Source organism: Candidatus Mycoplasma haematominutum 'Birmingham 1' (genome assembly GCF_000319365.1).
In the GTDB taxonomy this organism is placed as follows: Bacteria; Bacillota_I; Bacilli_A; order Mycoplasmatales; family Mycoplasmoidaceae; genus Eperythrozoon_A; species Eperythrozoon_A haematominutum.
The window spans coordinates 147114-161216 of sequence record NC_021007.1 but is presented as its reverse complement, the minus strand read 5'-3'; the positions used below and the strand labels follow the sequence as shown (position 1 = coordinate 161216).

The following is a 14103-nucleotide window of genomic DNA, read 5'->3' as shown; positions in this document are numbered from 1 at the left end:
ATGCTTACTCTTTTTACATTCAAAAAAGTATTATTTTCGAGCTCTATCGGTACTGCTATAATTGCTCCTATTGTGGCAACTTCTCCAATAATTAGAGAATTTAGTTGAAGTTCTAGCTCTATTTCTCCCCTAAAAGAGGGATTGCAAGATTTTACGAAAGTAGATATATATGATGGCGAAAGTGTAGGCTCATTCCTAAAAAAAGCTCTGTTACACAAAGAGGGTCAGGAAGGGCTAGTAGAATCTTTTGCGCAAGAATTGGCGAAGCGCTGATACTTAGCCCAGCCAAAATCCTGAATTAATTCTCAAATTCGTTCGTGAGATGAGCTGCATGAAGCCCAATTTAAAAAAGCCTGAGAGACATTGAAACCGCAAAATCCCCAAAGAGACTTTTGGGATAACTATTGAGGTTCTAAAGAGAGTATGAATTCCTATGGACTAAGGTTTAAAAGTCATGAATTAGTACAATCTTTCCTTATGGATTTCAAGCAGGCAGATTTCAAGATAAATAAACAAAACAATAGTGGATGAAATGGAGAATTGAACAATTCAAACGATTGAAGTAAATATTTTACAGGTAAGTATTCATTTGCCACAAAACAAGAATTAGAGCAACAAGATAATTGATCAAAAATTGGTTTTTTCCCTACAAGAGTACAATCTGCTGAAAACATGTGAGAAAAAATTACATTAGGCAAATTTGAATTCATTAACTGGGTTTATAAAAAATGAATTGAAGCTAAGCTGCCTATTTATCTTTGAAAAGTTAGTTGAAATTACGATACAGATGCAAAGGAAGACAATCTAAAGGAAATCTACAATTTTGCAGCACTGGGAAATCATGCGCCCAGAAGTGCTAATTATGAATTTCCTGCATTTTCTGGCAAAACTCTCTCTAAATTTAAGGAATTTATAAAAAAAATTCAACAGTCTAGCAGCTCGTCTTCCGGAAGTGCGCAAAATGGGAGCACAACAAGTAGTACTTCTTTAAATCTTCAAGAGTACCATATCCCTAATTGATACAATGATCAGAATACTAGTGGAGAAATTATGGAGTTATTTGAAGCCTTTGAAATAGAAACTCCAGAGATGGCCTCCGCTCTAAGTTATCTAGTAAATAAGTATTCTCAATCAACAACTTCCGATACTAAAGATACTGTTTCTACAAATAACTTAATCAACAAAATGTCACTGAATTCCGATAATAATTACGACAATATCATTGAACTATTTTTAGAAAATACAGACAAGCAAGATAAATCTATTGAAATTAACTCAAGAATCATGAAACAAAATCATATATCTAAATTTTCATATGATGTTCGAGAAACTGATTCTGGATGAATATTTTTTAGAGATTCTAAGGGAGTTCACGCAATTGCGCTTGATGGGCACAAAAGTCTAAAGGGGGCGGGATCTCAGAATTTAACTAATTGATTCAACTTTAGAAACTTGCAAACTTATATAGCTATGAAAACCTCTATGGATCATAAAGATTTAATTTCCGTCAAACAAGATTGATTTATGATGTTTGCCAAATTTTTTAAGGATAATTTCAACTACCTATTTTCTGAGTACTATATAGAAAAGGGAAGTACAAGCTTACTATTTAAAGATCTACCCATTCATCACTATTTCAGCAACTATAAATCAGCTTTACAAAATTTATTCACCTTTCAGAAAGAGCAAACTTTTAATTCAAGGTTGTTTAAGCTTCGTAAAAAAATAATTGAACGTTATAGCGGTAGAGATTGGGAGCTACCCTCTCACTTAATTGCTATTAATAAACCTAAGGTTGCCCCCAAATATGGATTATCTTCTATCTTCCCCTACTCCATAAAAACAGAAAAAAATAACCCCATGAGATTTCCGGAACAAGAAAATGTTTTAAGCATTTTTACTAAGAATGATAAAAAGGTGGAAAAAGTAAGCGCTGATGCTTCTCCTTCTCTTCGGGGAAATAATTTACTCTCTCATCTGGAAAAATATTATGCAGAAGTTAAAAAACTTTTAGAGAATCAATCTATAAATCTCAAAACGAGAACTAATGGTTTTAACTTTGCAGACAGCCAGAGAATATTTATTCAAGATCCAATATTTGATTTTTTACTAGATAAATTGTTTGCGCAAAAAGAATTTTTGAACTATATAGTAAAGGAAGAAAAGTTGTTGAATAGTTCATTTTTTGAGAAAAATAAATTACTGGGCGAAAAGAATCGTCTTGATCCTTCGAGTGGTTGATCAGCATTATTAAAGCTCCCTCCTAAACCAGAAGTAGCTAACAATCTTCAAAAAACAGCTAATGAATCTACTGATGGAGTCGCCGCTACATGCAAATACACAATAGAGGCTGAATCTCAAAAACAAGAAATGCAGAAGCTTTTTAGTTTATTGATTAAAAACTATCTATTCAGAAATTATCTCAAAAAATTAGATAGTGACTATTTCAATTTTTGAATAGAATTTGAAAACTATAAACGTCCTACAAATAATACTTCTGCTAGTGAAGAGGGTTCAACTCAACAAAAGTTATCTGACTTTGAATTATTCTCTTTATGACAAAATTTTGCACTCACTGATATTAAAAGTAAAGAATCCCTACTAGACTTTTTGCTTTCCCTAGATTATCTAACCAAGAATAAATTTGAAAATTTAAAAAAATTTATGACTTCTCAATTAGAAAACAAAAATAAATATCACTATCTATTCTTTGATCTAAAAAAGATAGAAGAAAAAAATAGTGAAGATAAGACAGTCCATCCATTTTTACCTACCAACACTCAAAATGGAAATCAAAAATATTTTGCATCTAGACAAGAATTAAGAACTTCCATCCGAGAAAATTGAAAACCATCCGATAACTATAAACCTGAACAAATTAGTGAACAGAAAGGCGACTCATCTCCAGCAGAAACAAGCTTTCCGCTGATTTTAAATGAACTAAAAATTAACCAGGAACAAATCCCGGATAAGAACAAAAACTTATTTAATTTCTCCAGCATAGAAGGTCTAATTCAATATATTAAAGAGGTCAAGTCGAATCGAGAAATGGACCTTTTAGTAACTCAACTTTCTCTTTTAAATTGAAAGATTTATCCCTCTTTTTATAGAGCAGATAAGATATTCCATAAACAAGATGATCAAAAGGCGAAACGGGTACATCAGGAGAAAAAATTGTATTTGGAGGATAAGAAAAAGGCTTTAATCTACCAAATTAAAAACAAAGATCAAAGCATTTACGCTTCCAAAATTTTTTCTAAAGATGAAATTGAAAAGATGTTTGCTGCCAATCTCTTAGAAAACGCCTCTATAACAACTGCACAAACTCAAGAGGCGACATCATCTCAAAATCAATTTGATGAGAATTTATTTAAAAGGCATCAGGGAAAGATAAAAGGGGGGTATTTCATTCAAATTGCACAAGCTGATTTTTCGGATGATGAGCGCATGTGTGCTTTATTTAAAATGCTTCCGGGAGAATTATTGGGAGAATTCATAATTCAACAAACTGATGAAGCTATGAATAGACAAGCCTCCCAAGATAAATTCTTTGAAGAGATACCAAAATTAAAAATTCATGATCTGAAATTTAAAGGTCACTTAGATAGTAGATACACAAGTTAGTAATGCTATTTATAAAAAAACTACTGTTAATTAGCGCTCTTGGAGGAGGTATTACTGTACCTACTGTACAAGCCGTTTCCTATGTTGAGCCTGATGAAAAACTACTGGAATATGATGCAATTACCAAAAAATGAGAGAGACTTCTAAAAAAAGTGCCTCAAGAACAACTTTCGAAGAAATTGTCTTCACTATTCTCTGCTAATTTAACAACTTTTGCTAAAGCGGCAATGGAAAACACTGCCAAACAGCTATTAGTTAATTGAATTATTGAAATTTGAGAAAATCCGCAATATTACTATCCGATTTCCTATAAATTAAATAAATTCTTCTCTGACTATCAGGTAAGTCACTGAAAAATTAAAAACGATGTTGATGAGCTTTCTTGGGACCTCATCAAATCTTTCTTTACGGATTTCTTCTTTAAGGAGAAGGGTTGATTGTATCTCTCTTCATATGGAGACTTTAGAAATTTTGTTTTGCAAGATTGAATTGAACGAGAGAAGCCTCTCACTCTATATGAATGAAATATAGAATATACTAATCCGGCCGGCGCGTCCAAAACATACACAGAAGAAATACTCAAAACTCGAACTTCTAGCGATCCCTATCTATGGCCCGAATTTTCCTATAATGAACAATTCTCTACATTTATCTCGCGATTTAAAAATGCAAGCAAAGTAGAGTTAAATGCGTTTTCCAAAAAAATATATACACTATCAGAGCTCACAAAAATAGAAGATGGTTATAAATTGGGAGCGCTACTCCATCTGCTAACTTATGTGGGCGCAAGCTCAAGTACTATATCTCCAGAAAATATCAGCGCCTTAACATTGCAAAAACAGTCTCAAACTGATGAAGATAAAAAAGATAGCTACCTTGAAAATCCCTTGTTTCTATTCTTAGAGAGAAAAAATCAACAAGACGAAACCAAGGAAAACATATCTGAATTAGCTCAACCTTCTGATTGTTTTCTAATAAAAAATTCCATTTTTAATACTGATTTTGCGAAGAGAATTTCTAATTATGACTGAAAGAGGCCTTCTTATCATTTCTTTTCCAGTAATACTCATTCCTGTTTGTATGGTTTTAGAGAATTAAAAAATAGCCTTCGACAAAATGAAAAATTATTTGCTTCAAGAGAATCTAAGGGAATCAGTTTATATTATTTACCGCACCATAAAGTAGACTATGTGATTGATAATTTAGCCCCGGAAGTGAGTCAAAAAATAGAAAAGTACCTCAAGGATAATTTCGAAAGTATCTTTTTTAAATATTTGAATGATAAGCAAGCCAACTCTGATACAACGGGAGCATTCAATTTAAGCTTGACTTCCTCCCCTCCTTCCTCTTCCAGTATAGGAAAGTGGGATTTTTCCACTCATTACAAACAATATCAAGATCTACTAACTGCTGCACTGGAATATAGAGAATCTCTCTACTGGATGAATAACATTTACGATTTGCAAAAAAACCTTTCTAAAACTTACAGCAAATTACCCTTAAAAATATTACTTAGAGAATTAAAGCCTAGTACGACAACTCAAAATGGTGACAGTGGCTCATCAAATAACTCAAATTGGAAAATACAGTTGCATGAAACAGAAGGTTTATTTAGCCCTCTACCATTCAAGAAAACTGCAGACTCTAACTCAGAAGATCAGGAAATCAAATTCTCTGAATTAAGATCTTCGCAAAGTAAAACAAAAAGAAGTACCAATAATAAACAGAGTAAGAATGATGGTTTCTACAGCCATCTTTTTAAATCTTTAAATCCTAAAGAAAACTTCTATGCTTTAGAGGAAAAGGCACATACTTTGAAGCAAAAACTAACAGAAAAAATAACCACGAATGATATTAAAAATTTATTTCTAAATGATCTATTTTTAAGAGCCCAATTTGACAAGCTGACTGAGAGTGCGGAGATCAGTGAATTTTCTCTATTTAAGTTGTGGGCCGAGAAAATACTATTTAATGGTCAAAACAGTGATTCATCCAACAATTCCGACTTCAGCGAAACACTTTCTTCCTATATAACAACCAATTTAAAAACGGAAGCAGGTTCACAAAATGGTACAAACAATGGATGAACTGACTTAATTGAAAAAACAATATTTTTGGAAAAATACATTACTTTACCTATGGGAGAGAAATCAATTTTTGGAAATTATCAACACAACTATGAGAACAAAAACACAGACAATCAGAAGTCTATAACTATTTCTGAAGATATAGACAATAAGAAAATCTCAATGAAAGCTAAAAATTCTTGAATTTTAAAAAATTATTACCTCAGTGACTCAGCATATGAGAGCGCGTCAGAAGAATACAGAAATTTCCTAGCTTACCTATATGCTGTGTATTGAATGACCCAAAATAACTATGAAAATCTTCCAAGACTGATAAATCATATTTTTAAACGTAATAAAAATCAAAATGCTTATCTTATTTGATTCCGAGACATTGATGAAGCGGGTTTATCTACACTCCAGAGTTCATCTGAACAAACTGAGAATAATACGGAATCTAAACTAATTCCACTATTTGAATCCAAAATTTCCAATGATATCCTGCATCCTCTTTTACTGGGAAAAACATCAATAGAAATCAAAAACAACACTGACACTCAGCAAAATGATGGAAAAAATAATGCAATTCAAGAATTGACATTTAAAGCAGACAATATTCTCTTTAAAACTCAAGGATACTCTACAAAAAATCAAGAAACATCAGAGCATGAAACCCCCAGTCATGTAGAATTAGCGGGCTTTGCCGGACTCTTCACCCCTTCTTTTTCAAGTAGGGAAATTCCACCAAAAGTTAAAGATGCTATTTTCAATTCTTTTTGGCTAAAAAATTCTTCCCAGAATACTAATTATTCTGATGAGTCAGCCTCTCAAACTTCATCCTCTACAGACAACACTATAAGTGGTCTTTTTTTCGAAGACAATCATGATGAAACTTTTAAAAATAATGAGGATTTGAAAAAATTTTTACTAAACCTGAAAGCTAAATGAAAAATACAAAAATATTTAGAAGTTGACAGCGATCTTAGACCCTATCCCCAATTACTGTCAGCTATCACTTCCTCTGAGGAAAATGAACAGGATTCTGGGAAAAAAGAAATAGAAAATTTAACTATTGAGGAATTAAAGGAGAAAATCAAAAAGGTATTAGGAGGAAGTGGTGCCATAAAAGTTGAGAGCTCCCCGAAGGGAGCCTCAACAAACTTTACTAATCTATATAAGATGTGAAATCGTTTCTCAGGATATCTTTATCACGGACAAAGTCAACAATACCCCTATGTTTTAGATGTAGAAGAGGGGGGGAAGACAAAACACTATCTGGCATTTCTATATCAGGTCAATAAATTCGATTTTGAAAAAGGAAAAATATCTAAGTTAAAGGAAAAACTTTCAGAAAAAACTCTTCATTCTATGATTTCCCTTCTAGCCTCCAATAAGGAGGTTAGTGAGTGAATTTACAAATTTGGACTAGCTAGTAAACTAAGCTTGTTCTAATAATGGAGATTGATAATCATAGTGTATAGACTTTGCCAATTCTAGGGCTGTTTCTCGACTGGAAAAAATTTCTACTACTAAAAAAGCTAGTGCAAGAGCACAGCCTGCTGCTTGAGCAGTAATAAATTTATTTTTAAAGTCTACCACTATAGGTTTGTTGACTCATAATTTTGAATAATCTCTAGTTAACTTAATATCGTTGTAGCACGTAAATCTTGTTTTGTCATCTAACTCTCTCTCCAATATAGTTACTAGCGCAGCAGGTGCTGCGCAAATAGAGACTAGTCACTTGTTTTCATCCTTATAAAATTTCTTAATGGTCGTGTGTAATTTTGATTCATTCAAGTCCTTCTTGGTGGCTGGAGGGGAAAAATAAGCCTTAAAGCCCGGTCCTCCAGGAAAGAATAACACATCATATTGATCTAAATTTGTGAGCTTCAATTTAAGATTTGTACTAATCTTTAAATTTGAATAATTTAGAGATGCTGAATTTTTTACCTCGCAAGAGATTGTTTCTACAGCAAATTTAGCTCTCCTTCAAATATCTAGGGGAACTATTAATTCCATGTCTTCCATATTGTAGGCAACGATAACCCCTATTCGAACTATTTTAGGCATTGACATCTAAAAAAAATTAGATTTTAAAGAGCTTTAACTATACAATGGTGGAAGTAATGGGTTACTCTCCCATCTCCGAGAAAAATCCTCTTTAACTTACTCCTTTACTCTGTATTTAGAGTGCGGCGAAATTTAACCTCTTCCTTTTAGTTAAAAACTAAACAGTCAGAACTTGTGGTTGACTGCTTATTCCGCTTCCGACTAAATTATTTATTAAGTTTTTTGGATGTTTTTTTAACAGTTTAAGGCACTGCAAGGCCTTGCCGCAGAGCAAGTTGAACTTTTTCGTCAACTATAAAAATACTCCCATAGATAAGGTTAATGAATTTAAAATAATCTAATTTCACGATGAGATCTGCTCAAATAAAGAGAGTTATCTCAACTTATTTTTTTGATGCTCAAAAGTTGTCTAAAGCTTACTCTAAGGAAGAAGTGATTATGCAATTTTTTCAACGAGAAGATAATGCAATTCTCTCTGGCATTCAAGAGGTTTTGGAGTTATTAACTCCTGATATAAAGGGCCAAAAAATAAAAGTTCGACATTTGGAAGAGGGGCGTCGGATCTCTTCCTGAGAAGTTGTGCTAGAACTTCAGGGATTATATGAACATATTTCTATCTATGAAGGACTTATAGATGGAATATTATCTAGGTCTAGCTCACTAGCAACTAATGCTAGGTTGTGTATAGAAGCATCACAAGGAGTCGAAATTATCTGTATGGCTGATCGTTCAGATCACTACCGAAATATTGAAGCTGATTGCTGATCTTACTATATAGGAGGAATAAGATCTTTTTCCGCTCCAAACCTTACAAAAAACAAGTTTTACAGGAGTTTATCTGCAGAAAAACGGGAAAAAATCAAGGTATATCATTCACTGCCGCACGGCGCTATTCAAATTTTTAGGGGAAATACTCTAAAAGCGATGGAAGCTTATCTTTCTACATTTCCCAAACTACCCATGGTCGCCTTAGTAGATTTCAACAACAACATCGTTAAAGAAACTCTGGAATTATTTCAGCGATTTGGTAAAAAATTAAAGGCTGTAAGAGTAGATACTAGCAAAGAAATAAAGGATATTTCTCTAGCTGAATTTCCAGATACCGACGAATATAAAGGGGTAAATATAACCTTAATTCAAAAATTACGAAAAGCATTAGATGAGATTGGGGGTACAGCTGTAAAAATTTATCTATCGTCTGGATTTACCCCAGAGAGCATTTCTAAATTTATATCCTCTGGAGTAAAAGTGGATGGCTTTGGGGTGGGGCAATTTTTAACTCGGGTAAATATTTTCTTTACTGGAGATCTAGTTAAATTGGGAGATTCCTTTATCTCTAAAGCTGGTCGAGGGTATAGAGAAAATGCTGAATTAAAAGAATTTTCTATATAACATCTATCAGTTTGCCAACATGAAGATAAGAGAAATGAAATTATGGAAAAAATGAATAAATATGGTAAATCAAATATTTCTAAATTTCCTGTAGGATCAGGCAAATATTGCTCCTCCCACAGCATAGGGTAAAAGTCTAAAAATAGTCTCTCTCTCCACTCTCATGTGAATCATTCCAAAAATAAATGCGGAAGCAGCGATAACTGAAGGGTGGAAGGAAGCTGCTCTTAAGAGAGATCTTCTATATACTAATTCTTCAATTACTGGAGCAAAAACTAGTGTAGAAGTTACGCTAATGAATCATCTTCCGGGATCAGTACTTTTCAACTTAGTCTCAACAGTAGTTTGGTTTTCCCCCTTCGCGGGATGACTTGGGACTAAATATTCTATCAATCTTAAAAACATTGAAGAGGAAACGACATCAGCTGCTAAAAAATAAAAAATCTTTGTAAAGTAAAACTGAATTCTCTTTTTATCAACAATTCCATTACTATTCCTAAAAAGAATTCAAAAATGAGAACTTAAAGTGCTTCAGGATTGTTTGATATAGAGGAAAATGACTCCAAAGTAGGAAAGTTGTGTGAGTAGGAGGAAAAAATGATACAGTTCTGAAGGATTTTTCTGGTCAATTTTTTGTTGTGTGAGTAGGAGGAAAACTTCAAAAAGTGGATAGATAATGGAGCAAAAAAATCAGAGAAAATAATCAGCTAGAAAATCTCTATTATCCTTTTTATATTCAAAGGGAGCTGGATCTCACTTGAAAAATTTAAAATAGAAGGCGAAATAGGCACCGATAAAGCATAAATAGAGTATGTTTAGGGTGTAAAAATATTTCCCCATATATCATCGTTTTGATACAGGATCTGTCTGTTGTTGAGCAGCTAGTGAATTTCAAAAAACTGATACAGCGCTTAAAACGCTAGCTTTTGTTGCCGCTTCCTGTTTGGGCTCGACAAAAAAAGCGACTGTGGAACATATCAATATAAAAAATTCAAATCCAAAGGGTAGTAAAAAAAATACGTGTAATTCTTTAAGTGTAAGTGGTGGGGTTCTAGGGCCATTAAAGGGTTTAGGGTGTTTAGGCTCTACCCGATAGTGTTCAAAATCTCCACAATTATTTGAATAGAATAGTGAATAAAAAAAGCTAATAATTTAACTGAAAGGACAGAGAATTCGATACCCTTCGAATTCTTCTCTAAAGAAAACTAATTTAAAATATCAAGCTTCTCAGGTGAGAAGACGATAGACGCTACAAATATAACCTAGATCTTAGTTTAGGTCTAGAAGCCCTCTACCCGAGGGCTTTCTTGATGTGAATTTCCCTTTTTTTAGGGTATTGTCTCTTCTGTTTTAACTGATTAGTGTTTTCTAAATTGAAGGGAACTTCTAACGGAGATAATGGAAAAGATTCGGCTAGTTCGGGTTGAAGTGCATTATTTCCAGCAATAGCCAGTGGAATTGCTGCAGAATCTGTAAATTACTCAGTGACAGCCGCAAGGGGAATTTTCACCATTCCTGCCTCATTTATACTGACAAAACTAGGTTATCGTAAGGCATGTTTATTGGCTTGCGGTCTTGCAACTACTGCATTGCCCTTAATTTTCAGCCCTCACTGAACAGTGTTAATTGTTGGAAGGATAATTATGGCTGCTGGAGGAACTCTCACAATAATTTATATTTCTCCACTTCTATCTAAATTAACTCTGCCAGCAAAACGTAAAAAATTGGCCGCATTAAATGGATTTACCTTCGCCATTTCCGGATTAGTAGTAAATGTTCTTTTTATGATTCAGTCAATTTCTACCTTCTTGACAACTCACTGACGATGGGTATCGGCCACTTCTGCCATAATGTCTTTCATTCCGCTGCTATTGTTTTACAGATATGGGGGAAATTTTGAAATAAGTTCGCTCTCTGAAAAGCTAAAAGTTAGGATCCCGGACAACTATGAAACTCTACTTAGAGATAAAGAAGCGTGAACTTGAATAATTACATACAGCTTCCTGTTGGTAGTTTCTATTCTTTTCTCTAGCTTTGTTCCTGGGAGGCTAAGTGATTTAATTCCTAGCATCAAAACTTCTCTTTCTGGTTTAGATTGAAGTTCTCTCTATACAGTTATTTTCTTTGTTGGTACTTGCTGCGGTTTATATGTGTTGGGAAGATTTAACTTACAAGACGTTCGAAGAACTTCAATAGTAAGTCTTGCTATTAAATTAACCATCGCCTCTTGAGGGCTAATTACTGTAGCGGCGGTTATATACAACTCTACTCAATCTGTGGTTGCAAATATTTTGATGTTAATTGGAGTATTCTGCCTTTCATTTTTTGGTTTAGGAGTTCAATCTGTGCTACTTTACATTCCACTAGAATATAAAAATTACAGCCCACAAAAAACTGCAACTTTCTTCAGCTGCTTATGGGGGATTGGATATATCATCCTCACTCTTTACTATATCCTTTCTTCCGCCCTTAATCAACTTGCTGGAGCTGCATATTCCTTAATTTTTATTACTGCTTTATTAGTATTGTTTTATTTCTTCACTACCAGATTAAGAGAATCTCGGCCTGAATTTGCTACCTTCTGGAATTGAAGGCGACAACGGAGATTAGCTATTCAAGGACTATAAAACATTTAAGCGAATAGTTTAGTATCTTTAAGATATTGTGCAACTTTCTTATTTAGGAGAGTGAAGTCTACATTCTCCCTAACACTTGAAGAAGAGTGAATATAGATTGGATTATCTAAAAATAATAATTTTGAAGTCAACTCTGGGTGTAACTTTATCAGCTGAACAGCTGTCGATCTTCTAAGAATGACTACAGTGATTAAGTTAACCAACTCATCTATATTTTCTCAAGTGTGCAAAGTAGAGAGATGATCATCACCGAGAAGGAAAAATAATTCAGCATCTTTGAAGAAATTTCGAAAATGTCTAATCGTGACTATTGACTGAACTGGTTGCTGTAATGAAAGTTCAAAAGTAGAAATAATAGTCTTCTTTTTGTTTCTTGAAATTTCCAACATATATTTTCTCTCCTGACCATTTAAATAGCTACATTTATGCTTATCTACTGATTGGAAAGTGGGAATAAAAATTAAAAAATCTAACTTTAATTTTTTAATTGCAAAATTGGATAACTTCATATGCGCCTCGTGAGGAGGATTGAAGGAGCCTCCAAATAAGCCTATTCTTATTTTTTTATAGGGATACACAAATATAAATAATTAATTATTAGTTCATGCTAGGGGGGCTCCTCCCCCTAGATAGAAACTATTTAATTATCTTTAAATTCCTCGATAACAATGGGGGAAGAATAGGGAGTGGTTCAAACATCTGTGTCTGTTAGCTCTTTATGATTTGATGCGCTATTACTATTGAATGTTGTTTCGGGTTGTGAATTAACTCCATTAACATCACAAAAATCTTTTGACTTTAAAAGCGCTAGTTGAGTTTTTACCTCATTTAGTTCTTGTTTCAGCATATTTATTGTTATTTCTCTCTCTGCTAATGTTTGGGAATAGTTTTCTATGTATTTGGAAAGTTCGTTATTTGGTGGTACATTTCTATTTGAATTTTGTAGATAAAACTCCTTATACTTACTAAGCTCGGCAACATCTTTTCTAAGTTGAGTTTTAGTTAAGTCATTGTAAAACTCTAAACATTCTTGAATGATTTGTGACTGTTTTTTAACTGCTTCTTCTCCTTTCGCTAATTCACTATTTCTTTCCTGCAATTGTTGTAGTTGAACATTTTGAGCATTAATATTCTGAGTCAATTTCTCAATGGTGCTATTGGCATAATTCAATTCTTTCTCTGATGAAACTAATTTGTTTTGTAACTCCACAATTTGCGCTGTTGTTGCATCATTAGAGCCTTTAGACATAATTAGCTCATCATTTAATCTTTTCATTTCTTTATTTGTATGTTCTTCTACAGATTGAAGTTTTCGAAGTCTTTCGGTAAGGTTGGATGCCGTTTGTTTGGAGTTATTTAAAGACTCTTGGTTTTCGGATAATTTGGATTTCAAGTTTTGATTGTCTCTATCTAGATTTTCAATAGTTTGCTTGGAATAATTTAATTGGGCTCTTAAATTAGCCAATGTTTCTCGCTGTTCTTGAAGCTCGCGAAGCGCCAAATCCAACTTTTCTTGAAGCGCCTCTTGGTTAGATAGTCTTTCCTGTAGGTTTTGTTGAGTATTTAGTAATTGTTCACTGATTCTTATATTCACTTCTTTATAGCCTTGCATCTTTTCTTCCAGTGTTGCAATTTTTTGGATAGCTTCTTTTTCATTTTGGGCAAGTGACTCTCCCTGAATTTGAGAGTTTAATAACTTTTGAGTTAATATTTGATTCTGTTCTTCCGTTAATTTCAATTTCTCTTGAATTTCAGCTAGTTTACTCATTAGTTCTTGATTCCTATCGCAATAAAAAGATTCTGCTTGCTCTTTTTCAGTAGTAAGTTTCAGTAATTGAAGTTCTAAATTCTTTAAGGCTTCTCCCAATTCTTGAGACCGACTTTGGTGACTAATGATATCAAGACTTAATTTCTTCTCAGCCTCTAAATGTGCTGATTCTCTTTCTTCTTTCTGGATCAATGTAGCTTGTAATTCTCTTACCTGCGCCTCTAATTCAGAAGTACCCTGTCTCTGTAAATTCAACATTTCTTCGAAACTCTTTTTTCCCTTTATGAGCTGAACTAATCGACTGCGTTGCAACTTTACCAGTTTCTGTAATTTCTCCTTCTCTCCTTGAAGTTGTTCTAATTCCCTAAGCTTTTCGCTTGAGGGAAAAGTAGTGGAGAATTCATCTTCATTTAACTCAAACTCGGTTCTTCTTTTTTTATCAACATAGAAATGTTTTCAACCGGCAAGTACAACTCCTAGCAGAACTATAGTTAAGGTAGTAGCTGAAAGTCCAGTGGAGGCATCGTAAAAAATAGACACGGCCTAA

The 14103-nt window shown here is 33.5% G+C and carries 8 protein-coding genes; 4 read left to right on the top strand and 4 right to left on the bottom strand.

The annotated features are described in order from the left end of the window. Together MHM_RS00855 and MHM_RS00850 are read left to right on the top strand one after the other, a co-directional pair. A complete protein-coding gene (locus tag MHM_RS00855; RefSeq protein WP_015511540.1) occupies positions 1 to 3624 on the top strand; it encodes a DUF3713 domain-containing protein in 3624 nt (1207 codons plus the stop codon). Positions 3625 to 3626: 2 nt separating this feature from the next. Then, positions 3627 to 7142, top strand: coding sequence for a DUF3713 domain-containing protein (locus MHM_RS00850; RefSeq protein WP_015511539.1), 3516 nt, complete (start codon positions 3627 to 3629; stop codon positions 7140 to 7142). On the opposite strand, the gene MHM_RS00845 is transcribed toward MHM_RS00850, so the two are convergent. Further along, positions 7128 to 7766, bottom strand: coding sequence for a DJ-1/PfpI family protein (locus MHM_RS00845; protein ID WP_015511538.1), 639 nt, complete (start codon positions 7764 to 7766; stop codon positions 7128 to 7130). The two genes, MHM_RS00850 and MHM_RS00845, sit on opposite strands and share 15 nt — an antisense overlap. Positions 7767 to 8108: 342 nt before the next feature. Here MHM_RS00845 and MHM_RS00840 point away from each other — a divergent pair, with 342 nt between their 5' ends. Then, a complete protein-coding gene (locus MHM_RS00840) occupies positions 8109 to 9152 on the top strand; it encodes a nicotinate phosphoribosyltransferase (protein WP_015511537.1) in 1044 nt (347 codons plus the stop codon). 3 nt (positions 9153 to 9155) lie between these two features. Here the strand turns inward: MHM_RS00840 and MHM_RS00835 are convergent, their stop codons facing one another. Next, the gene (locus MHM_RS00835; protein WP_043902093.1) at positions 9156 to 10133 is read right to left on the bottom strand and encodes a CPBP family intramembrane glutamic endopeptidase; all 978 of its coding nucleotides are present in this window, start codon (positions 10131 to 10133) and stop codon (positions 9156 to 9158) included. Between the two features lie 380 nt (positions 10134 to 10513). Between MHM_RS00835 and MHM_RS00830 the strand changes: the two genes are divergently transcribed. Continuing rightward, positions 10514 to 11779, top strand: a complete 1266-nt coding sequence (locus MHM_RS00830; RefSeq protein ID WP_245529184.1) for an MFS transporter — start codon at positions 10514 to 10516, stop codon at positions 11777 to 11779. 5 nt (positions 11780 to 11784) lie between these two features. Here MHM_RS00830 and nadD read toward each other — a convergent pair whose 3' ends face one another. Both nadD and MHM_RS00820 read right to left on the bottom strand, forming a co-directional pair. After that, positions 11785 to 12366: a nicotinate (nicotinamide) nucleotide adenylyltransferase gene (nadD, locus tag MHM_RS00825; protein ID WP_015511534.1), complete on the bottom strand. Its 582-nt coding sequence runs from the start codon at positions 12364 to 12366 to the stop codon at positions 11785 to 11787. A 62-nt stretch (positions 12367 to 12428) separates the two neighbouring features. Continuing rightward, positions 12429 to 14096: a coiled-coil domain-containing protein gene (locus tag MHM_RS00820; protein ID WP_015511533.1), complete on the bottom strand. Its 1668-nt coding sequence runs from the start codon at positions 14094 to 14096 to the stop codon at positions 12429 to 12431. Positions 14097 to 14103 lie beyond the last annotated feature (7 nt).